This is a genomic window from Pseudomonas sp. SWI7, from assembly GCF_006351945.1.
Lineage (GTDB): Bacteria > Pseudomonadota > Gammaproteobacteria > Pseudomonadales > Pseudomonadaceae > Aquipseudomonas > Aquipseudomonas fulva.
Map to the genome: position 1 here is coordinate 1167528 of NZ_CP040930.1, position 23129 is coordinate 1190656.

The window sequence follows — 23129 nt, forward strand, 5'->3', positions numbered from 1 at the left end:
AGGTTGGGGGCTGCTGGACTGATAGTTAACATCAAATATAGTTCGTAACTATCTGATTTAAATAGCTATCTACGTGCCACAGCATGCTGTACACATTGTTCATGGTAGGTTTTGCCGATGGCAGCCGGTGAGAGCCGCGAGCGGCTGTTATAGGTTTGCTCGGTGATGCCGAAGGCTGTCATGCGCATCCACGGCTTGGCAAACTTGCGGGCCTGCAGCTTCTTGCGCGCGGTATAGAGCGTCACGCCAGACAACTTGGCTTGTTGGGCCTGGGCTGCAATCTGGGCACCCCACGTGCAGGCTTGGCGATCGTTCTGAGTCAACGATCGCGCGCTGGCGCTGAGACCTACCGTCGCCAGCAGGCAGCCCGTTGTAATTGCTAGAATGACTCGCATGTTCCTGTCCTAAGCGCTTGAAGGAGAAAGAAGTTTGCCTCCTCCCTCCGTAGCCAGGGGCCAGCAGTTTGCCTTCAGGCCAGCGCAGCCTTGGCGCCTGTGCTGGCCTGTTCACGCAGGCTGTACCCGGCGATAGCCGCTACCCAAACCACCCCCACGCCATAATTAAGCCGCTGGTAAAGCCCGAACAACTCGCCGCTTTGCATGGCTTGGCCCATGAACCCGATGGTGATGATTGCCCAAAGGGTACATACCAGCGAGGTGACCGCCAGGGCGCGAGAGTCCGCGACGCGAGCGCCGAGCCAGACCCACAGGCCACTGGCGAGGGTCAAGGACAAGAACATCAACAGCCCTGACAGGTCGTGCAACTGCTGCGACGTGGAAGGCTGGTCAGGCGCGCAGCCCTGGTCGCAGGCGAACCAACCCGTGCCCAAGCTGCCAACGGCGTGCAGTAGCAACAGTACCGCACTGACCATGGCCAGCCGGGAGCCGCGCCAGCGCCGCGCAATGCCCCAGGCGAACAAGGCGAACAAGAGCGCTAGTGGGAAATTGTTCACCAGCGGGGAGAGGCCATGGGTTGGGGCGCCGACGGCGCCAAGCTGGCTCATTGCCAATTGCAGATGATCGTAGCCGGGGTAGGCCATGGCCGTCAGCGAAACGCCCAGAGCCAGCCAAAATGGAATGAGCAAGCCACAGCTCAGCAGTGCTCGGTCGAGCAGTTTCATGCAGACATCCTTCCATGGAAAGCCCGGACCTTAACAAACGGTGTCGTGATAGCACCAGCACCAATAACGTGGCAGCCGTATGTGATCGTACAACTGCCTGCTATCATGACAGCTGTCTTTCAAGGTGAAGCACAGGGCATGTCAGATCTACAACCACCGGCTCGGGCCAGGCGCAAGCCGCGCAGCCTGGCCCAGGAACTGGTCACGGTGCTGACCGAACGCATTCGCAGTGGTCAACTCAAGCGCGGTGACAAGCTGCCGACCGAATCGCAGATCATGGCCGAGGAAGGGGTCAGCCGCACGGTCGTGCGAGAGGCGATCTCGCGCTTGCAAGCCGCCGGGCAGGTGGAAACCCGTCATGGTATCGGTACCTTCGTGCTGGACGCTCCACCGGTTGGGGGGCTGCGCATCGACCCGGCCACGGTGGTGACGCTGCGCGAAGTACTCGCGGTACTGGAGCTGCGCATCGCCCTTGAGATCGAGTCGGCCAGCCTTGCCGCGCAGCGACGCAGCGATGAAGAGCTGGCTGGGATGCGCGCGGCCCTCGATGAGCTCAATGAAGGGGCAGCTCATGCTACCGATGCAGTGTCCGCGGACTTTCAATTCCACCTGCGCATCGCCCAGGCCAGCGGTAATCACTATTTCGCCGACATCATCAACCACCTGGGCACCAGCATCATCCCTCGAACCCGCCTCAATTCTGCCCGCTTGGCCCACGACGACCAGCCCCATTACATGAGCAGGCTGATGCATGAGCACGAAGCGATCTATGAGGCCATTGCACGTCAGGACAGCGAAGGGGCGAAAATGGCCATGCGCATGCACCTGAGCAACAGCCGGGAACGGCTGCGCCAGGCGCATGAGCGGGCACAGGTGAGCGGGGCGTGACACCATCGCCCCAGCCTCCTGGTGTCCCTCATCACGGCTAATGACTCAAGATTGTCCTTCGATCGCTTTATCACTCCACTGGCCATTCACCAGCCGGCGCAACCCCAGCGGGTTGCTGTCGCGCAGCGGCTCTGGCAGCAGCGCCTGCGGGTAGTTCTGATAGCACACCGGCCGTAGGAATCGGTCGATGGCCAACGTGCCGACAGACGTGCCCCGAGCGTCCGAGGTGGCGGGGTACGGGCCGCCGTGGACCATGGCATCGCATACCTCCACCCCGGTGGGGTAGCCGTTCACCAGGATGCGGCCGACCTTTTCCTCCAGCAGCGGTACCAACCAGGCGAACGCAGCAAAGTCTTCAGGCTCGCCGATCAGCGTCGCGGTCAGTTGGCCTCTCAGGCCCTGCAGGGCGCTGCGCAGTTGTACCTCGTCGCGCGCTTGCACCGCTACCGTCGTCGGGCCGAAGACTTCTTCCTGCAAAAGCGGGTCAGACTCCACCAGCAGGCGGGCCTCGGCCTCGAACAGCTGTGCACGTGCCTGCGGGCCTGTCTGCGGCTGGCCGGCCAGGTGCACGATACCGTCATGGGCGTGAAGATGATCCAGCCCACTGGCGTAGCTTCGCAGGCCACCTGCATTGAGCATGGTCTGGCCAGCCTGTTGATCAAGATGGCTGCCCAAGTTCTTGAGCAGTTGGGTGTAAGCGGGCGATTGCAGCCCTATCACCAACCCCGGGTTGGTGCAGAACTGTCCAGCCCCCAGGCATACGGAGCCTGCCAGTTCACGCGCAATCGCTTCGCCGCGCTTGGCCAGCGCCCCAGGCAGGACGATCACCGGGTTGATGCTCGACATTTCGGCAAACACCGGGATCGGCTGGGGGCGCTCGGCGGCCATGCGGCACAGGGCATCGCCACCTTTGAGCGAGCCGGTGAAGCCCACCGCCTGGATGGCCGGATGCTTGACCAATGGCTCACCCACGCCTGCCCCGAACACCATGTTGAACACGCCTTTGGGCATGCCGGTACGGGCGGCCGCGCGTTCGATGGCACAACCGACCAGGTCGGCGGTAGCCATGTGGCCGCTGTGCGCTTTGAATACCACCGGGCAACCGGCAGCCAGTGCAGCGGCGGTGTCACCACCGGCGGTAGAGAAGGCCAGGGGGAAGTTGCTCGCGCCGAACACCGCTACAGGTCCAACGCCGATGCGCATCTGCCGCAGGTCCACGCGCGGCAGCGGCTGACGGTCTGGCTGCGCCAGGTCGATACGCGCACCCAGATAGTCGCCTCGGCGCAGCACCTGTGCAAACAGGCGCATCTGACCGCTGGTCCTGCCGCGCTCACCCTGGATCCTGGCTGCTGGTAATGCGGTTTCACGGCAGACGATCGCCACGAAGTCATCGTCGAGCGCATCGAGCTCTGCGGCAATGGCCTCCAGAAATTCGGCGCGCCGTGCCGGTGCCAACTGACGAAACACTGCGAAAGCGGCCTGTGCGGCTTCGGCCGCCTCGTCCACTTCGCTCTCGGTGGCTTGTACGAAGCCATAGGGCAGGGGCTCACCGGTAGTGGCATCCAAGCTTTGCAGGCGCTGGGTGCCGGCGGCGCTGCGCTGGCCGGCGATGAAGTTGTGGCCAAGAATCTCTGGCATCTGGAACTCCTCAGAAAAAAGGATCAGGTAATGGGTGCGGGATTGAACAGGGTGATGTCGTTGTGCAGGCGGTGTTGCTCAGCCCAGGTGTGCTTGCGCCCGCTGGCCACGTCCAGGTAGTAATGGAACAGCTCCCAGCCCAGCGCTTCGATGGTGCTGCGGCCCGTGGCGATGCGCCCGGCGTCGATGTCGATCAGGTCCGGCCAGCGCTGCGCCAGCTCGGTGCGGGTGCATACCTTCACCACCGGCGCCATTGCCAGGCCGTATGGCGTACCTCGGCCGGTGGTGAACACATGCAGGTTCATCCCGGCGGCCAGTTGCAGGGTGCCGCAGACGAAGTCGCTGGCAGGTGTGGCACAGAAGATGAGCCCCTTGCCATTCACCCGTTCCCCCGGCCCGAGCACACCTTGAATGGCGCCGCTGCCGGACTTGACGATTGAGCCCAATGCTTTCTCGACAATGTTCGACAAACCGCCTTTCTTGTTGCCTGGGGTGGTGTTGGCGCTGCGGTCGGCAGCGCCCTGGTGCAGGTAGCGGTCGTACCAGTCCATTTCGCGTACCAGCGCATCGGCCACCTGCGGATCCTGTGCGCGGGAGGTGAGCATGTAGATGGCGTCGCGTACCTCGGTCACTTCCGAGAACAGCACTGTTGCACCGGCCCGCACGAGCAAGTCTGCCGCGTAGCCAAGCGCCGGGTTGGCGGTGATGCCGGAGAAGGCATCGCTGCCGCCGCACTGCATGCCCAGGATCAGCTCACTGGCCGGCACAGTCTCACGCCTGCGCTTGTCGAGTTTTTTCAGGCGGGTTTCGGCCAGGGCCATGATCTGCTCGATCATTTCCGTGAAGCCCAGGCTTGCGTCCTGCAGACGGTACAGCCAGGGCTCGCTGAGGTCGACCGACAGGTCGTCTTCGTGCATCACTTGGCTGGCCTGCAGCTTTTCACAGCCCAGGCTGATGACCAGCGCTTCGCCACCCAGGTTAGGGTTGCGCGCCAGGTTGCGCACGGTACGGATGGGGATATAGGCATCGCGGGCATTGATGGCCACGCCGCAGCCGTAGCTGTGAGTGAGGGCCACCACATCGTCAACATTCGGATAGCGCGGCAGCAGCTCATTGCGAATGCGCTTGACGGCATGCTCCAGCACCCCGGTGACGCATTGCACGGTGGTAGTGATACCCAGGATGTTGCGGGTGCCGACCGTACCGTCGGCATTGCGATAGCCTTCGAAGGTATGACCCAGCAGCGGTGGTTTCGGCTGGGGAACTGCATCGCAGCGTGGCAAATCGTCCAGCTCGGGTGGGGCGGGCATGGCCAGCTGACCCTCCTGCACCCAGCTGCCTTGGCGCAGGTCCTCCAGGGCATAGCCGATCACCTGTCCATAGCGCCGTACCGCTTGGCCCTTGGCGATGGGCACGGTGGCCACCTTGTGGCTCTGGGGCACGTCTTCTACCAAGGTAAGCCCATCGGCGAACCGGGCCCCTTCGCCCAGGCCGCCGTCGTTGACCACTACCACCACATTGTCATCATCGTGAAGACGGATGTAGCGCGGCGATTCGGAATGTTCGATCAGCTGCATGTTCGGGCCCTATTGTTCAGGTTCTCAGGCTTTTTTTACGTGCGTGCGCACTGGCGGGCAGTGCGCACGTGCTCATTCAATGACGCGGGCTGGCAAGCTGGGCATCCGCCACAGGCGCTGGTTTGGGCTCAGGCGTCTCATCGCGCAGCTCGATGCGCTTGATCGGACCGACGATCACCAGATAGCTCAGTACTGCCACCAGCGCATTGGCGCCCACATAGACCAGCGCCCACTTGAACGAGCCGGTGGCGCTGATGATGTAGCCGATCACGATAGGGGTTGTGATCGAGGCGATGTTGCCGAAGGTATTGAACAACCCGCCGGACAGGCCTGCGATCTGCTTGGGCGAGGTGTCGGCCACCACTGCCCAGCCCAACGCACCAATGCCTTTGCCGAAGAACGCGAGGGTCATGAAGCCTACTACCATCCATTCGGCATCGACGTAGTTGCAGAACACCATGGTGGTGGACAACATCAGGCCGCACACGATTGGCAGTTTGCGCGAGAAGGTCAACGAATTGCCGCGGCGCAGCAACCAGTCCGAGATCACGCCGCCCAGTACCCCACCGATGAAGCCACAGATAGCCGGCAGCGAAGCGATGAACCCTGCCTTGAGGATGGTCATGCCCCGTTCCTGCACCAGGTACACCGGGAACCAGGTCAGGAAGAAGTAGGTGATGGCGTTGATGCAGTACTGGCCAAGGTACACACCCAGGAGCATGCGGCTGGTCAGCAATTGCTTGATGTAGCCCCACTTGGGCCCGTGGTTGCCGCGCTTGTGGTCCATGTCCACCAAGCCGCCGTTTTGCTCGATGTGTTCAAGCTCGGCGGGGCTGATACGCGGGTGCTGGCGTGGGTTGTAGATGGTCTTGAGCCATACCATCGAAAAGAGGATGCCCAGCACGCCCATGACCACGAACACATGCTCCCAACCGAAACTGAACACGATCCAGCCCATCAGGGGCGCGAACAGGGCGGTGGCGAAATACTGCGCCGAGTTGAAGATCGCCGAGGCCGTGCCTCGCTCCTGGGTCGGAAACCAGGCGGCGACGATCCGGGCGTTGCCGGGGAACGACGGCGCTTCGGCAAAGCCGACCAGAAAACGCAGGGTGAACAAAGTGACGACTGCCCAGGCCACCGGCAGGCCGCCGACGAAGCCTTGCAGCAAGGTGAACAGTGACCAGGTGAAGATGCTGAATGCATAGACGTTTTTTGAGCCGAAGCGATCCAGCAACCATCCGCCGGGAATCTGTCCGGCCACATAGGCCCAGCCGAAGGCCGAGAAGATGTAGCCCAGGGTGACGGCGTCGATCCCTAGGTCTTTTTGCAGGCTCGACCCTGCGATGGCGATGGTTGCGCGGTCGGCGTAGTTGATCGTGGTCACCACGAACAGCATGAACAGGATCAGGTAGCGCACATGCGTTTTCTTCGTCGCTTGCATGCTGGTAGTACTCCCACTAGTTATTGTTGTGCGGGGTCTTCGAATTGTGCCGGAGTAGGGCGGGCCCACTCCGGGGGCGGCGCTGGCAGGCGCCGCGAGGGTTTACTGCGGCCCCATCTTGTCCATCAGGGCGGCAAGCATTTCATACTCCTCGGGGTTCAGGTCGGTCAGCGGTGCACGAACCGGGCCTGCGTCATGGCCGGCAATGCGGGCACCCGCCTTGACGATGCTGACGGCGTAACCGGCCTTGCGGTTACGAATTTCCAGGTAGGGCAGGAAGAAGTCGTCGATCAACTTGGCTACGGTGGCGTGATCGTCCCGGGCAATGGCGTGGTAGAAGTCCATGGCCGTCTTGGGGATGAAGTTGAATACCGCCGATGAATACACCGGCACACCCAGCGCTTTGTACGCTGCAGCATAGACTTCGGCAGTCGGCAGCCCGCCCAGGTAACTGAAACGCTCACCCAGGCGGCGACGGATCGACACCATCAGTTCAATGTCACCCAGACCGTCCTTGTAGCCGATCAGGTTCGGGCAACGCTCGGCCAGTTGTTCGAGCAAGGTGGCATTGAGGCGACAGACGTTGCGGTTATAGACCACTACGCCGATGTTGACCGACTTGCACACGGCCTCTACATGGGCAGCGACGCCATCCTGGCTGGCTTCGGTGAGGTAGTGCGGCAGCAACAGAAGGCCCTTGGCCCCCAGGCGCTCGGCTTGCTGCGCATACTCGATGGCCTGGCGGGTTGCACCACCTACGCCCGCCAGGATAGGTACCGACGTGGCGCATGTGTCCACCGCTGTCTTGATGACCTGGCTGTATTCGCTGGCAGCCAGGGAGAAGAACTCGCCCGTACCCCCGGCGGCGAACAGCGCACTCGCGCCGTATGGGGCCAACCATTCCAGGCGTTTGATGTAGCCAGCCTGATTGAAATCGCCCTGCGCAGTGAAGTCGGTGACAGGAAATGACAGCAAGCCGTGGGAGAGGATGGATTTCAGTTCTTGTGGGTTCATTGTTATAGGCATCCAGACACTTGGGTGGGAGCGGTGCGGTTTGTATGAGGTAAGTTATCGTACAACCTAACTCAAGAACAGTCCCCTCTGGATTTTTTTTTCGGTTTAGGTGATGAGGGATTGCATTAATGGCGCGCTATGGATGGATGGTGGCGCGCAGAAAGCGGCCTTAGACAGTTGTGTCTGCTGTCGGGTCATCGTATCTCTGGGATGGGTAGTCGCTTTACAAACGAATGAGGCGGCCTTGCGCCGCCCCATGCTTAATTACTCGCCTGTGTGCGGGTGATCAGGCCGCCTGTTGAGGCTTGCCCTGTGCCTTGCGAACCTGCGCTCGGCACGCATCGCCAAAGGCCTGGAAGAGCTTGATCGAGTCAGGATTCTTGGCAGCTTGCCACTCCGGGTGCCATTGAACGGCAAACAGGAAAGACGAAAGGCCCGGGGCATGGATGGCCTCGACCAACCCGTCTTCGGCGTGGGCAATGGCTTCGATGCCCTTGCCCAGGTTGCGCAAGCCTTGGCCATGCAGGGAGTTGACGCGAATTTCGTCCGTGCCAAGGGTGTCGCGCAGCCAGCTGCCTGGCTTGATCTTCACGCTGTGAGCCTGAGCGTACTGCACCTCGACAGGGTCTTCGGGGTTTTCACGGTGATCATTGAAACCAGGCTCGGCGTACACCTTCTGGTAGATGTCCCCGCCCAGCGCCACGTTGATTTCCTGCATGCCCCGACACACGCCGAAGATGGGTAGGCCGCGCTTGATCGCCGCCTTGACCAGCGGAATGTCGAACAGGTCACGGTTCCTGTCCTGGCCTTTGCCTGGGGTTTCGTTCTCCTGGCCATACAGCGCTGGGTCGATGTTGCTGCCCGCGCCCGTCAGGTACACGCCGTCGGCCATGTCCAAGTAGGTCTCCAGCGCCTCGGTGCCACAGCAGGTGGGCACCAGGACCGGGACGCAATCGGCGAAATCGACCAGCGGGGTGATGTATTTGTGGGTCATGACCTGGTAGTCATGGCCTTTGCGCTCTTGGGTGCCCATGGTCATCAGAACGATGGGTTTGCGCAGGGAAGGTTGCTTGTTGCCAATGTTGCTGTTGGACATATGTCACCTTGGGACAGGTTGAACCTGTCGTTGTTGTGCAGGTGCACGGCGCGCGGCGCTGGTGCAACCTGAGGCCCCGAGCACTGCCGACTCGTCGGCGTCGACGATGCCGGTCGGGACTTGGTGTTAGATTGCCAGAGCCGTTCGATATGTCAAACGACCGCAGCAGGCCTCTGGGCCCCAATCACGGGGCCTGGCGGGCTGAAAGGCAGTGGCGGCGCGGGTTTGGCTAGGGCGATGGTCAATAATACTTAACGACGCAGTCGACTCATTGCAGCGGCGCAATGTTCCAACGGTTCCAGGGGCTACAGGCTGATGCTTGGCAGGTGACTCGACCGGATCACGTGGCCCTGCCAGCAGGCGTGGGTTAGTCTTCCGAGCTGTTGCGGTGCAGCACATCCCTCCATGATCAGAAGAAGGATATTTTGATGGCCATCCCTAGCAGCGAGCCCGTCACCCATGTTCCCTTTGCTGAGCTCAAAGCCCTGCTTGAGTCGATCTTCGAACGTCATGGCTGTACGCCGGCAGTTGCTCGGGTACTGGCCGCCAACTGTGCCAGCGCCGAGCGTGATGGCGCGCATAGCCATGGCGTGTTCCGCATGCCTGGCTACGTGTCGACCTTGGCCAGCGGTTGGGTGGATGGCAAGGCTACTCCCGAGGTCAGTGATCTGGCGGCCGGTTATATCAGTGTCGATGCACGGGGTGGTTTTGCGCAGCCCGCATTGGCGGCTGCCCGGGACGTGTTGGTGGCCAAGGCACGCGCCGCTGGGATCGCAGTGCTGGCCATCCACAATTCCCATCATTTCGCCGCATTGTGGCCGGATGTGGAGCCGTTCGCCGAACAGGGCCTGGTTGCCCTGAGCGTGGTCAACAGCATGACATGCGTCGTACCGCACGGTGCGCGCAAGCCGGTGTTCGGGACCAACCCGATCGCCTTCGCTGCGCCTTGCGAAGGGCATCCACCCATCGTGTTCGACATGGCCACCAGTGCGATGGCCCATGGCGATGTGCAACTGGCTGCCCGTGCCGGGGAGCCCGTGGCCCTGGGGGTGGGCGTGGACGGGCAGGGCCAGGTGACTCAGGACCCGGCCAAGATCCTGGACGGCGGTGCTCTGCTTCCGTTCGGCGAGCACAAGGGCTCAGCCTTGTCGATGATGGTGGAATTGTTGGCGGCAGCACTCACGGGTGGGCATTTTTCGTGGGAGTTCGACTGGTCTGGCCATCCCGGGGCCAAGACGCCGTGGACCGGGCAGTTGCTGATCGTCATCGATCCACAGATCGCACAAGGGCAACGGTTCGCCCAGCGCAGCCGCCTGCTACTCGAGCAGATGGAGGCGGCCGGCGTCAGTCGCATGCCAGGTGCCCGGCGGCACCTGGAGCGTGAACGGGCGCAGCGCGAAGGGGTGGCAATCGGCATCAGTACCCTGCAGGCGCTGCGCGATCTGCTCATCTGATCGCCGCAGGGCAGGGTAGGCGGCCCTTACCCGATCATGCAGGGTTGCATATACCCCTTGCACGATAGTTGGTGCCCATTCTCAGCCAGTACGGGTATGCTCTTGGCTGCCTTTTTGACTCGTCCTGATCCCAAGGAGCTGCACGCTGTGTTCAAACATGTCGAAGCCTACGCCGGCGACCCGATCCTCTCGTTGATGGAAACCTTCAAGGCCGATCCACGCGCCGACAAGGTCAACCTGAGCATCGGCCTTTACTACGACGAAGCCGGAGTAGTGCCGCAGCTCGCTGCAGTGGATGCAGTGGAAAAGCGCATCGCAGGTCAGGATCACGATGCTTCGCTGTACCTGCCCATGGAAGGCCTTGCCAGTTACCGTCAGGCCATTCAGGCCCTGCTGTTCGGGGCCGACCACCCGGCGGTTGCCGACGGTCGCGTGGCAACGGTGCAGACCGTCGGTGGTTCCGGAGCCCTGAAGGTCGGTGCCGACTTCCTGAAACGTTATTTCCCGCAGGCGCAAGTCTGGGTCAGCAACCCCACCTGGGACAACCATCGCGCCATCTTCGAGGGTGCGGGCTTCACGGTGAACACCTACCCGTACTTCGACCAGGCCACCCGTGGCGTGGACTTCGAAGGTATGCTTGCCACGTTGCACACCTTGCCTGCCAACAGTGTGGTGCTGCTGCACCCCTGCTGCCACAACCCGACAGGTGCCGATCTGGACCAGGGCCAGTGGCAGCAGGTGGTGGAGGTGGTCAAGGCCCGTCAGTTGATCGCCTTCCTGGACATCGCCTACCAAGGCTTTGCCCAAGGGCTGGTCGAAGACGTGTTCGCCATCCGCGAAATGGCCAGCGCAGGCGTGCCGTGCCTGGTCAGCAACTCGTTCTCCAAGATCTTCTCCCTGTATGGGGAGCGTGTGGGCGGCCTGTCGGTGGTCTGCGACGATGCGGCCACGGCGCAGAGCGTGCTTGGCCAACTCAAGGCCACCGTGCGCCGTAACTATTCCAGCCCACCCAACTTCGGTGCCCAACTGGTCGCAGGCGTGCTCAACGATCCCGTCCTCAATGCCCAGTGGGCTGCGGAAGTGGAAGTCATGCGCACTCGCATTCTGGACATGCGCCAAGCGCTGGTCGATGCGTTGGGCGTGTTGCTGCCGGGGCGTGATTTCCAGTTCCTGCTGCGTCAGCGGGGCATGTTCAGTTACACAGGCTTCAGCGTGGAGCAGGTGCGCCGCTTGCGCGATGAGTTTGGCGTCTACCTGATCGACAGTGGGCGCGTGTGCATGTCAGGCCTGCGGCCGGCAAACCTGCAGCGTGTTGCCGAGGCATTCGCGGCTGTGCATCAGTAAGCGCCCACGCTTAACGTTATGCAACGACGATGGCCGAGGCCGCCCTGCGGCTTCGGCCATCGTCATTCTTTATCCGTGTCCTGCCCGCAAGGACGCCTGTGCCAGTCAAGACCTTCTGCACGCGGAGCGTGCTGAGCAGCCCGGCTGCACCTACCGCTTGTACAGACAAGTGCAACCGCCCCTCCGAAAAAGGCTTCGCAAGTGCAACCTTTCCGTGCACAATCGCGCCCCTCTTTTTCCGGTTGAGTAGGGCGCAGCCAACGCTTCGTCATTCTCAGCCTGTTGCAGTCTTGCGAGTGGAGCGTCACCCGGATGAATGAGCAGGCCTCAAGCGTAGAACAGCGTTACGAAGAAACGACCGCCGGTACCCTCGGCAAATGGTCCCGTCAGGACACCACCTGGATGCTCGGCCTGTTTGGCACCGCCATTGGCGCAGGTACGCTTTTCCTGCCGATCAATGCCGGGCTTGGCGGGTTCTGGCCATTGCTGGTGCTGGCGGCGCTGGCTTTCCCGATGACGTACTACGCCCACCGCGGGTTGACCCGGTTCGTGCTCTCGGGGCGCGAAGGGGCAGACATCACCGACGTGGTCGAACAACACTTCGGCATCAAGGCAGGCGCCGTGATCACGGTCCTGTACTTCTTCGCCATCTTCCCCATTCTGCTCATTTACAGCGTGGCCCTGACTAATACGGTCAGCAGTTTCATGGAGCACCAGTTGCACATGGCGCCTCCACCCCGTGCACTGCTGTCGTTCGTGCTGATCCTGGGCCTGCTTGCAATCGTACGCTGCGGCGAACAGGCCACCGTCAAGGTCATGAGCCTGTTGGTCTATCCGTTCATCGTGGCCCTGGCGCTGCTGGGCCTGTACCTGGTTCCGCACTGGACCGGCGGCATTCTCGACAGCGTCCACACCGTGCCCAGCGGTTCGGCCTTCCTGCACACGGTATGGCTGGCCATCCCGGTGATGGTGTTCTCGTTCAACCATTCACCCATCATCTCGGCCTTCGCGGTCGACCAGAAACGCCGCTATGGCGATCATGCAGACGCCCGCAGCGGCCAGATTCTGGCGCGTGCGCACCTGCTGATGGTGGCCATGGTGCTGTTCTTCGTCTTCAGTTGCGTGCTGACCCTCGACAGCACGCAGCTGGCCGAAGCCAAGGCGCAGAACCTGTCGATCCTGTCGTACCTGGCCAACCATTTCAGCAACCCGACCATCGCCTTCGCCGCGCCCTTGATCGCCTTCGTCGCCATCGCCAAGTCATTCCTGGGCCACTACATCGGCGCCAGCGAGGGTCTCAAGGGCATCATCGCCAAGACCGGCGCGCGCCCGGGTGCCAAGGCCCTGGACCGCGTGGTGGCGGCGCTGATGCTGGTGGTGTGCTGGATCGTTGCCACGCTCAACCCCAGCATCCTGGGCATGATCGAGTCTCTCGGCGGCCCGATCATCGCGGTATTGCTGTTCCTGATGCCCATGTATGCCATCCGTCGCGTGCCGGCAATGCGCAAGTACAGCGGGGCGCTGTCGAACGTGTTCGTCACCGTGATCGGCCTGGTCGCCCTGACTTCGGTCGTCTACGGCCTGTTGGCTTAAGCGCCCAGCTGCAGGCCCGCCCCGGTGCTCGGTACGTGCGCCGGGGCGGGCCAATGCTTCACCGCCAACAAATTCACGTTGCCCCATAGGCACATGCTGGCCTTCATGGTTAACTCTTGATCCTTTTCCCAACCCAAGATCAAGGATTTTGTCATGGCTCAAGTGACTCTCAAAGGCAACCCCGTCCAAGTCAATGGCTCGCTGCCACAGGTCGGTGCTCAGGCGCCGGCGTTCTCCCTGGTAGGCGAGGGGCTGGCCGACAAGTCGCTCAATGACTTCGCCGGCAAGCGCAAGGTGCTGAACATCTTCCCAAGTGTCGATACGCCTACCTGCGCCACGTCTGTGCGCAAGTTCAATGCCCAGGCCAACGAGCTGGCCAACACCGTCGTACTGTGCGTTTCCGCCGACCTGCCATTCGCCCAGGCTCGCTTCTGCGGTGCCGAAGGCCTGGAAAACGTCAAGAACCTCTCCACCTTGCGTGGCCGTGAGTTCCTTGAGCAGTACGGTGTTGCCATCGCCGACGGCCCATTGGCAGGCCTGGCTGCCCGCGCCGTCGTGGTACTGGACGAGCACGACAAGGTGCTGCACAGCGAGCTGGTCGCTGAAATCGCCGACGAGCCCAACTACGACGCCGCCCTTGCCGCGTTGAAGTGACGGCGCCGGGCAGGGATCGAACCTTCCTCCTGCCCATTGCTCCAAGCTATACCCTGTAACGGCCCGGAACGCTTTTCCGGGCCGTTTTCGTTTAAAGTTCAGGGTCTTGGCAACGTCAGGCAAAGGTAAACCTCTGGTAAAGGCGCTTTGCTTGGCTGTCGACAGTGCTTATCGTTCACCCTCCTGAATCGTCAATCCGAACAAGGTTCGTTCAACCCATGCAAGCGCCTACATCCCGTTCTCCCCGTCGCTGGCTCGTTATGCTGCTGATCGTGCTGCTGGTTGCAGTGCTGGCCTGGTGGCTATGGCCTGCCACGCCAGCCACCGACCAGGCTGCTGGGGGGCTGGGTGGCAAGAGCGGGCGGCCCGGTTTCGGAGGGTCTACCGACCCTGTCCCGGTCAGGGTGGAACCTGCACGGGTGGGCGACTTCCCGCTTTACTACAAGGCGCTTGGCACCGTGACCGCGACCAATACCGTGAATGTGCGCAGCCGTGTAGGGGGGGAGTTGGTCAAGGTGCACTTCAAGGAAGGCCAGCAAGTAAAGGCCGGTGACCTGCTTGCTGAAATCGACCCACGTGCCTACCGTATTGCCCTGCAGCAGGCCGAGGGCACCCTGGCCCAGAACCAGGCGCAACTGAAGAATGCCCAGGTCGACGTCGCTCGCTACAAAGGGCTGTACGCCGAGGACAGTATCGCCAAGCAAACCCTGGACACTGCGCAGGCGCAGGTGGCGCAATTCCAGGGGCTGGTCAAGACCAACCAGGCGCAGGTCAACGATGCGCGCCTGAACCTCGAATTCACCCAGATTCGCGCGCCCATCAGCGGCCGTGTCGGCCTGCGCCAGCTCGACCTGGGCAATTTGGTGGCCGCCAACGACACCACCGCCCTGGTGGTGATCACCCAGACAGAGCCGATCAACGTGGCGTTCACACTGCCAGAAACCGAACTGGGCACCGTTCTTGAGCGCTATCGCACCGGGGCCAGCCTGCCCGTGGAGGCGTGGGATCGAGGCGACAGCAAGCTGCAGGCCACTGGCGTGCTGGGCAGTATCGACAACCAGATCGACACTGCCACTGGCACCCTCAAGTTCAAGGGCCGCTTCGAGAACAAGGACCTGGCCCTGTTCCCCAACCAGTTCGTAAACGTGCGCCTGCTTGCCGATACGCTCAAGCAGGTGGTGCTGGCGCCAGCCGCCGCCATCCAGTTCGGGAACGACGGGACGTTCGCCTACGTGGTCAACGGCGAAAATACCGTCAACGTGCGCAAGCTGAAAGTCGGCCCCAGCGACGGTGAGAACAGCGTGATCCTCGAAGGCCTGGCGGCCGGTGATCGCCTGGTGCTCGAAGGCACCGACCGTCTGCGCGAAGGCACCAAGGTGGACGTGGTCGATGACAGCTCCCAGGTGCCCACCACGCCCGGCCAGCATTTGCAGGGCCAAGAAAGCAGTGCCCCGGGCCAGGCCGACAGCACCGCAGGCAAGGCGGGCGCATGAACCTCTCGCGCCTGTTCATCCTGCGGCCAGTCGCAACGACCTTGACCATGCTGGCCTTGGTACTGGCCGGTCTGATTGCCTACCGCATGCTGCCTGTCGCCGCGCTGCCGCAGGTGGATTACCCCACGATTCGGGTCATGACCCTGTATCCCGGTGCAAGCCCCCAGGTCATGACCAGTGCCGTTACCGCGCCACTCGAACGTCAGTTCGGCCAGATGCCCGGCCTTGAACAGATGGCCTCGACCAGTTCCGGTGGCGCGTCGGTGCTGACCCTGCGCTTCAACCTGGACATGAACATGGATGTGGCCGAGCAGCAGGTGCAGGCTGCAATCAACGCCGCCAGCAACCTGCTGCCCAGCGATCTTCCGGCGCCTCCTGTCTACAACAAGGTCAACCCGGCCGATACGCCAGTGCTGACGCTCGCCATCTCCAGCAAGACCATGCCGCTGCCCAAGCTCAACGACCTGGTCGACACCCGCGTGGCACAGAAGCTGGCGCAGACCAGCGGGGTGGGCATGGTCAGCATCGCCGGGGGCCAGCGCCAGGCCGTGCGCATCAAGGTCAACGTGGATGCGCTGGCAGCCAACGGGCTCAACCTGGAGGATGTCCGCACACTCATCGGGGCCTCCAACGTCAATCAGCCAAAAGGCAATTTCGATGGTCCTACCCGCGTCTCGATGCTCGACGCCAATGACCAGCTGCGCTCGCCCGAGGAATACGCCAACCTCATCCTGGCCTACAACAACGGCGCTCCGCTGCGTTTGAAGGATGTGGCGGAAATCGTCGACGGCGCGGAAAACGAGCGGCTGGCGGCCTGGGCCAACCAGAACCATGCCGTGCTCCTGAACATCCAGCGTCAGCCAGGTGCCAACGTCATCGAGGTGGTGGACCGCATCAAGGACATGCTGCCCTCGATCACCGACAACCTGCCCGCGGGCCTGGACGTGTCCGTGCTCACTGACCGTACCCAGACCATCCGTGCCGCCGTGCGCGACGTTCAGCATGAACTGCTGATCGCCATCGCCCTGGTGGTGATGGTCACCTTCCTGTTCCTGCGGCGGTTCAGCGCCACGATCATTCCTTCGATTGCCGTGCCGCTGTCATTGGTCGGTACCTTCGCCGTCATGTACCTGGCAGGGTTTTCCATCAACAACCTCACCCTGATGGCGCTGACCATCGCCACCGGTTTCGTGGTGGACGATGCGATCGTGATGCTGGAGAACATTTCCCGGCACATCGAGGAGGGCGAAACGCCTATGCAGGCGGCGCTCAAAGGCGCCAGGCAGATTGGCTTTACCTTGATCTCGCTGACCTTCTCGCTGATCGCCGTGCTGATCCCGCTGTTGTTCATGGCCGATGTGGTAGGGCGCCTGTTCCGGGAGTTCGCCATCACCCTGGCGGTGGCCATCCTGATTTCCCTGGTGGTCTCGCTGACCCTCACGCCGATGATGTGTGCCCGCCTGCTAAAGCGTGAACCCACCCCTGACGAGCAAGGCCGCTTCTACCGCGCCAGCGGCGCCTGGATCGACTGGCTGATCAAGCACTACGCCAGCGCCCTGCAATGGGTACTCAAGCGCCAGCCCCTGACCCTGCTGGTGGCGGTGGCTAGCCTGGCGTTGACGGTACTGCTGTACATGGTGGTGCCCAAGGGGTTCTTCCCGGTCCAGGACACGGGCGTCATTCAGGGTATCTCCGAAGCGCCCCAGTCCACCTCGTTTGCGGCCATGAGCGAGCGCCAGCAGGCCCTGAGCCGCGTTATTCTGCAAGACCCTGCCGTGCAGAGCCTCTCATCCTACATTGGCGTGGACGGCGACAACGCCACGCTCAACAGCGGCCGCATGCTCATCAACCTCAAGCCTCATGGCGAGCGCGATGTCACTGCAACCGATGTCATCAAGCGCCTGCAACCCCAGCTCGACAAGCTGGTGGGCATCCGCCTGTTCATGCAGCCGGTGCAGGATTTGAGCATCGAGGACCGGGTCAGCCGCACGCAGTACCAGTTCACGCTGTCATCGCCCGATGCCGAGCTGCTGGGGCAGTGGAGTGGCAAGCTGGTCCAGGCCCTGAACCTGCGCCCCGAGCTTGCCGATGTGGCCAGTGACCTGCAGGAGAATGGCTTGCAGGTGTACCTGGTGATCGACCGGGACATGGCCAGTCGGCTAGGCATCAGCGTATCGCAGATCACCAACGCGCTTTACGATGCCTTCGGCCAAAGGCAGATATCGACCATCTATACCCAGGCCAGCCAATACCGGGTGGTGCTGCAATCGCGAGACGCGGCCGTGATCGGGCCCCAGGCACTGGAGTCGATCCACGTCAAGGCCAGTGATGGCGGGCAAGTGCGACTGTCCGCGCTGGCGCGCATCGAGCAGCGCCAGGCGCAGCTGGCCATTTCCCACATCGGCCAGTTCCCGGCGGTCACCTTGTCATTCAACTTGGGGCAGGGCGCGTCGCTGGGCAAGGCCGTGCAAGTGATCGAGCAGGTTCAGCAGGACATCGGCATGCCGTTGGGTATCCAGACCCGTTTCCAGGGCGCGGCGCAGGCGTTCCAGGCATCGCTGTCCAGCACCTTGCTGCTGATTCTCGCGGCGGTGGTGACCATGTACATCGTGCTGGGTGTGCTCTATGAAAGCTATATCCATCCGGTAACCATCCTCTCGACGCTGCCTTCGGCTGCCGTGGGTGCGTTGCTGGCGCTACTGATCAGTGGCAATGACCTGGGCATGATCGCCATCATCGGCATCATCCTGTTGATCGGCATCGTCAAGAAAAACGCCATCATGATGATCGACTTCGCGCTCGAAGCCGAGCGTCACCAAGGCATGAGTCCGCGCGATGCCATCTACCAGGCCGCGCTGCTGCGATTCCGACCGATCCTCATGACCACGCTGGCGGCCCTGTTCGGTGCAGTGCCGTTGATGCTGGCCACCGGGTCCGGCGCCGAACTGCGCCAACCCCTGGGCCTGGTGATGGTGGGCGGGCTGCTGGTGAGCCAGGTGCTGACACTGTTCACCACGCCGGTCATATACCTGTATTTCGACCGGTTGGGCCGTCGCTTCGGCAAGCGCGACCTGGCGCAGGAGCCGGTATGAGTACGTGCAGCGCGTTCCTAAGGGCGGCCCGATGAACCTGTCGGCGCCATTCATCCGCAGGCCCGTGGCAACCATGCTGTTGAGCTTGGCGATCATGCTGCTGGGCGCGGTCAGCTTCGGTCTGTTGCCGGTCTCGCCGCTGCCGCAGATGGATTTCCCGGTGATCGTGGTGTCGGCCAACCTGCCGGGCGCAAGCCCCGAGGTCATGGCCTCGACCGTGGCAACGCCGCTCGAGCGCAAGCTGGGCAGCATCGCCGGCGTCACCACATTGACCAGCAGCTCCAACCAGGGCTCCACGCGGGTCATCATTGGTTTTGAGCTTGGCCGCGACATCGACGGCGCTGCGCGCGAGGTGCAGGCCGCAATCAATGCCACCCGCAACCTGCTGCCCAGCGGCATGCGCAGCATGCCGACCTACAAGAAGATCAACCCGTCGCAGGCACCGGTCATGGTCCTGTCGCTGACCTCAAGTGTGCTGCAGAAAGGGCAGCTGTACGATTTGGCCGACACCATCCTGTCCCAAAGCCTGGCCCAGGTGCCTGGCGTGGGTGAGGTGCAGATCGGGGGCAGTTCGCTGCCGGCCGTGCGCATTTCGGTCGAGCCGCAATTGTTGAACCAGTACGGCCTGGCGCTGGATGAGGTGCGTACCGCCGTGGCCAACGCCAACCAGCGCCGGCCCATGGGCTTTGTCGAGGATGCCGAGCGCAATTGGCAGGTGCGGGCCAACGATCAGTTGGAAAGCGCCAAGGACTACGGGCCGATCGTGATTCGCCAGGAGAATGGCACGATTCTTCGGTTATCGGACGTGGCAACCATCACCGATGGGGTCGAAAACCGCTACAACAGTGGTTTTTTCAATGACCAGAGCGCGGTGTTGCTGGTCGTGAACCGGCAGGCAGGTGCCAACATCATTGCCACGGTGGACCAGATCAAGGCGCAGTTGCCTGCACTGCAATCGCTGCTCCCGGCAAGCGTCGAGCTAAACGTGGCCATGGACCGTTCGCCGGTGATCAAGGCCACGCTAAAGGAGGCGGAGCATACCCTGCTGATCGCCGTGGTACTGGTGATCCTGGTGGTCTACCTGTTCCTCGGCAGCCTGCGTGCTTCACTGATTCCAAGCCTTGCGGTGCCGGTGTCGCTGGTCGGCACGTTCGCGGTCATGTATCTGTGCGGCTTCTCGCTCAACAACCTGTCGCTGATGGCGCTGATCCTGGCGACGGGACTGGTGGTGGACGATGCCATCGTTGTGCTGGAGAACATCTCCCGGCATATCGAGGACGGGCAGCCACCCATGAAAGCGGCGTTCCTGGGCGCCAAGGAAGTCGGCTTTACCCTCTTGTCGATGAACGTGTCACTGGTGGCCGTGTTCGTGTCGATCCTGTTCATGGGCGGCATCGTGCGCAGTTTGTTCCAGGAATTTTCCATCACCCTGGCGGCCGCCATCATGGTTTCGCTGCTGGTGTCGCTGACCCTCACCCCCATGCTGTGCGCCCGCTGGCTGACTGCGCACCAGGCCGAGCAGACTCGCCTGCAACGCTGGAGCGATGCCGTGCACCGGCGCATGGTTGCCGCGTATGACCGCAGCCTGGGCTGGGCGCTGCGGCATCGGCGCCTGACCCTGATCAGCCTGCTGGTGACCATTGCAGTCAACGTGGCGCTATACATCGTGGTGCCCAAAACGCTGATGCCCCAGCAGGATACCGGCCAGCTCATGGGTTTCATTCGCGGTGACGACGGCCTGTCGTTCAGCGTGATGCAGCCAAAGATGGAAATCTACCGGCGCGCCTTGCTCGCAGACCCTGCCGTGCAGAGTGTTGCAGGCTTCATCGGCGGCAACAGCGGCACCAACAACGCCATGGTTCTGGTCAGGCTCAAGCCCATCGGCGAACGCAAGCTCGATGCCCAGAAGGTCATCGAGCGCCTGCGCAAGGAAATGCCCAAGGTGCCAGGCGGGCGGCTGTTCCTGATGGCCGATCAGGACCTGCAGCTAGGCGGCGGTGGGCGCGATCAGTCGTCCTCGCAGTACCTGTATACTTTGCAGAGCGGCGACCTGGCAGCTTTGCGCCAATGGTTCCCCAAAGTCGTCGCGGCCATGCGCGCCTTGCCCGAGCTGACCGCCATCGACGCACGCGACGGGGCGGGCACCCAGCAGGTGACACTGGTGGTGGACCGTGATCAGGCCAAGCGTCTGGGCATCGACATGCAGATGGTCACCACCGTGCTGAACAACGCCTACAGCCAACGGCAGATCTCCACCATCTACGACAGCCTCAACCAATATCAGGTCGTGCTGGAGATCAACCCGAAATACGCCTGGGACCCCAGTACGCTGGAGCAGGTGCAGGTGATTACCGCCGAGGGCGCGCGGGTGCCGCTGTCGACCATCGCGCACTACGAGAATAGCCTGGCCAACGACCGGGTCAGCCACGAAGACCAGTTCGCCTCCGAGGACATCGCCTTCGACGTCGCCGAAGGCTACAGCACCGACCAGGCGCTGGCGGCGGTCGAGCGTGCCGTGGCCAAGCTCGGCCTACCGGAAGGGGTGATCGCCAAGCTGGGCGGCACCGCCGACGCCTTCACCAAGACCGCGCAGGGGCAGCCTTTCATGATTCTGGGCGCACTGGTGCTTGTGTACCTGGTGCTCGGGATCCTGTACGAGAGCTATATCCACCCCCTGACCATCTTGTCCACGCTGCCCTCGGCCGGCGTTGGTGCCTTGTTGGCGCTGTATGTGACCGGTGGCGAATTCAGCCTGATTTCCCTGCTGGGGCTATTCCTGTTGATCGGGGTCGTGAAGAAAAACGCCATCTTGATGATCGACCTGGCCCTGCAACTTGAACGCCACCAGGGGCTCTCGCCCGAGGAATCCATTCGGCGCGCGTGCCTGCTGCGCTTGCGCCCGATCCTGATGACGACGCTGGCGGCCATTCTCGGCGCCTTGCCCCTGCTGCTGAGCCAGGCAGAAGGGGCGGAGATGCGTCAGCCGCTGGGGCTGACCATCATCGGCGGCCTGGTTTTCAGCCAGGTCCTGACCCTCTACACAACGCCTGTGGTCTACCTGTATCTGGACCGCTTGCGTCACCGCTACAACCGTTGGCGCGGCGTGCGCACCGACGCGGCCTTGGAAAACCCGTTATGACTTTTGCCCAGACTCCGCTTCATCGTGCCCTGCAAGTGCTCAGCCGTGTTCGCGGCTCGCGTTTGCTGGGGGCTGCCTTGGGGGCCGCCTTGCTCAGCGCCTGTACACTGGCCCCGGATTACCACCGCCCGGAAATGGCCGGCACGGCGCAATTCAAGCATGCCGAAGGCTGGACGCAGGCCACGCCTTCTGACGCCATCGCCCGCGGTGCCTGGTGGGAGATCTACGGCGACGCGCAACTCAACGCACTGGTCGAGGAGCTCAACCGCAACAACCAGAGTGTGGCGCAAGCCGAGGCTCAGTATCGTCAGGCCCAGGCGCTGGTGCGCAGTAGCCGCGCCGGACTGTTTCCAAGCCTTGACCTGAGCGTGACCAAGAACAGGTCAGCCCAGGGCACCGGCAGTTCCAGCTCAAGCCTGTCCAATAACAGCAGCGGCATTCGTGACACCTACAACGCCCAGTTGGGCGTGAGCTGGGAAATCGACTTGTGGGGCAAGTTGCGCGAGACGCTCAATGCCAACCAGGCCAGTGCCCAGGCCAGCCTGGCCGACCTTGCCGCCATGCGCTTGAGCCAGCAGTCGGAGCTGGTGCAGAACTACCTGCAACTGCGCGTCATCGATGAGCAGAAACGCTTGCTGCAAGCCACCGTGGCCGCGTACGAGCGATCGCTGCGGATGAACCAGAATCAATACCGCGCGGGCATCGCCGGCCCCGATGCCGTGGCCCAGGCGCGCACCCAGCTCAAAAGCACCGAGGCTGACCTGATCGACCTGATCTGGCAGCGCGCTCAATTCGAGAACGCCATTGCCGTGTTGCTGGGCAAGACGCCTGCGCAATTTGCCCTGGCCGACAGCCAGGCTATTCCTGCATTGCCACAAATCCCGGTGGCACTGCCGTCGCAACTGCTCGAGCGCCGACCCGACATCGCCGCTGCCGAGCGCAACGTGATGGCCGCCAACGCCAATATCGGCGTGTCACGTGCGGCTTACTTCCCAGATCTCAGCCTGAGCCTTAATGGCGGTTATTCGAGCAGCAGCTTCAACAACTGGATCGAGTTGCCCAACCGCTACTGGTCGGTTGGCCCACAGCTTGCGCTCACCCTGTTCGATGCCGGCAGGCGCAGCGCCGAGGTGGACCGTACCGTTGCCGTATACGACCAGACGGTCGCCCAGTACCGCCAGACCGTGCTCGATGGGTTCAAGGAAGTCGAGAACCTGCTGGTGCAACTGAAGGTGTACGGGGACGAAGCCGTGGTGCGCCAGGAAGCCCTGGAGGCAGCCCGCGAATCGCTGCGGCTTACGGAAAATCAGTACAAGGCCGGCTTGATCGGCTATCTGGATGTGGTCAATGTGCAAGCCACCGCCCTGAGCAACGAACGCAGTGTGCTCAACCTGTTGCAGGGACGCTTGGTCGCCAGTGTCCAATTGGTGGCAGCGCTGGGCGGTGGCTGGGATGCCCGTGGGGCTTTCGCCGACCAGGATTGATGTGCAGCCCATGGCACATGTCGACGCACCTACCTGCTGTCGACATGGCCATTTGACATGTCGAAACACCGTGCGTTTTACCAAAGCTTGAGTACAATGGTC

At 62.5% G+C, this 23129-nt stretch carries 16 protein-coding genes; 9 read left to right on the top strand and 7 right to left on the bottom strand.

From position 1 onward, the window contains the following. Nucleotides 1–65 precede the first annotated feature (65 nt). Together FH041_RS05280 and FH041_RS05285 are read right to left on the bottom strand one after the other, a co-directional pair. A complete protein-coding gene (locus tag FH041_RS05280; RefSeq protein WP_027914853.1) occupies nucleotides 66–395 on the bottom strand; it encodes a hypothetical protein in 330 nt (109 codons plus the stop codon). A gap of 74 nt (nucleotides 396–469) precedes the next feature. Next, nucleotides 470–1120, bottom strand: a complete 651-nt coding sequence (locus tag FH041_RS05285; RefSeq protein ID WP_049695875.1) for a DUF998 domain-containing protein — start codon at nucleotides 1118–1120, stop codon at nucleotides 470–472. A 138-nt stretch (nucleotides 1121–1258) separates the two neighbouring features. Here FH041_RS05285 and FH041_RS05290 point away from each other — a divergent pair, with 138 nt between their 5' ends. Beyond that, the gene (locus FH041_RS05290; RefSeq protein WP_027914855.1) at nucleotides 1259–2008 is read left to right on the top strand and encodes a FadR/GntR family transcriptional regulator; all 750 of its coding nucleotides are present in this window, start codon (nucleotides 1259–1261) and stop codon (nucleotides 2006–2008) included. 45 nt (nucleotides 2009–2053) lie between these two features. Here the strand turns inward: FH041_RS05290 and FH041_RS05295 are convergent, their stop codons facing one another. The 5 genes from FH041_RS05295 to FH041_RS05315 all read right to left on the bottom strand — a co-directional run bounded on the left by FH041_RS05295 (nucleotide 2054) and on the right by FH041_RS05315 (nucleotide 8774). Beyond that, complete coding sequence (locus FH041_RS05295) at nucleotides 2054–3646, bottom strand: aldehyde dehydrogenase (NADP(+)) (protein WP_049695877.1); 1593 nt, start codon at nucleotides 3644–3646, stop codon at nucleotides 2054–2056. A gap of 23 nt (nucleotides 3647–3669) precedes the next feature. Then, nucleotides 3670–5223: a galactarate dehydratase gene (gene garD, locus FH041_RS05300; RefSeq protein WP_059183957.1), complete on the bottom strand. Its 1554-nt coding sequence runs from the start codon at nucleotides 5221–5223 to the stop codon at nucleotides 3670–3672. A 76-nt stretch (nucleotides 5224–5299) separates the two neighbouring features. Continuing rightward, the gene (locus tag FH041_RS05305; protein WP_111475637.1) at nucleotides 5300–6664 is read right to left on the bottom strand and encodes an MFS transporter; all 1365 of its coding nucleotides are present in this window, start codon (nucleotides 6662–6664) and stop codon (nucleotides 5300–5302) included. Between the two features lie 102 nt (nucleotides 6665–6766). Then, nucleotides 6767–7678: a 5-dehydro-4-deoxyglucarate dehydratase gene (gene kdgD, locus FH041_RS05310; RefSeq protein WP_027914859.1), complete on the bottom strand. Its 912-nt coding sequence runs from the start codon at nucleotides 7676–7678 to the stop codon at nucleotides 6767–6769. Between the two features lie 286 nt (nucleotides 7679–7964). Further along, complete coding sequence (locus FH041_RS05315; protein WP_104926273.1) at nucleotides 7965–8774, bottom strand: gamma-glutamyl-gamma-aminobutyrate hydrolase family protein; 810 nt, start codon at nucleotides 8772–8774, stop codon at nucleotides 7965–7967. 428 nt (nucleotides 8775–9202) lie between these two features. Here FH041_RS05315 and FH041_RS05320 point away from each other — a divergent pair, with 428 nt between their 5' ends. From FH041_RS05320 to FH041_RS05355, 8 genes are all read left to right on the top strand, one after another. After that, the gene (locus FH041_RS05320) at nucleotides 9203–10228 is read left to right on the top strand and encodes an Ldh family oxidoreductase (protein ID WP_027914861.1); all 1026 of its coding nucleotides are present in this window, start codon (nucleotides 9203–9205) and stop codon (nucleotides 10226–10228) included. Nucleotides 10229–10375: 147 nt separating this feature from the next. Further along, nucleotides 10376–11572 carry an amino acid aminotransferase gene (locus FH041_RS05325; RefSeq protein WP_027914862.1) on the top strand — a complete coding sequence of 399 codons (1197 nt, stop codon included), beginning with the start codon at nucleotides 10376–10378 and terminating at the stop codon, nucleotides 11570–11572. Nucleotides 11573–11884: 312 nt separating this feature from the next. After that, nucleotides 11885–13165, top strand: coding sequence for a serine/threonine transporter (locus FH041_RS05330; protein ID WP_027914863.1), 1281 nt, complete (start codon nucleotides 11885–11887; stop codon nucleotides 13163–13165). Nucleotides 13166–13318: 153 nt separating this feature from the next. Further along, complete coding sequence (gene tpx / locus FH041_RS05335; RefSeq protein ID WP_027914864.1) at nucleotides 13319–13819, top strand: thiol peroxidase; 501 nt, start codon at nucleotides 13319–13321, stop codon at nucleotides 13817–13819. A 218-nt stretch (nucleotides 13820–14037) separates the two neighbouring features. After that, nucleotides 14038–15312, top strand: a complete 1275-nt coding sequence (locus FH041_RS05340; protein WP_028686353.1) for an MdtA/MuxA family multidrug efflux RND transporter periplasmic adaptor subunit — start codon at nucleotides 14038–14040, stop codon at nucleotides 15310–15312. Further along, the gene (locus FH041_RS05345) at nucleotides 15309–18404 is read left to right on the top strand and encodes an MdtB/MuxB family multidrug efflux RND transporter permease subunit (RefSeq protein WP_027914866.1); all 3096 of its coding nucleotides are present in this window, start codon (nucleotides 15309–15311) and stop codon (nucleotides 18402–18404) included. Before FH041_RS05340 ends, FH041_RS05345 begins: the two co-directional genes overlap by 4 nt. Nucleotides 18405–18435: 31 nt before the next feature. Beyond that, the gene (locus FH041_RS05350) at nucleotides 18436–21543 is read left to right on the top strand and encodes an efflux RND transporter permease subunit (RefSeq protein ID WP_027914867.1); all 3108 of its coding nucleotides are present in this window, start codon (nucleotides 18436–18438) and stop codon (nucleotides 21541–21543) included. Next, complete coding sequence (locus tag FH041_RS05355; RefSeq protein WP_132578711.1) at nucleotides 21540–23027, top strand: efflux transporter outer membrane subunit; 1488 nt, start codon at nucleotides 21540–21542, stop codon at nucleotides 23025–23027. The genes FH041_RS05350 and FH041_RS05355 overlap by 4 nt, the downstream gene beginning before the upstream one ends. The last annotated feature ends 102 nt before the right edge of the window (nucleotides 23028–23129 follow it).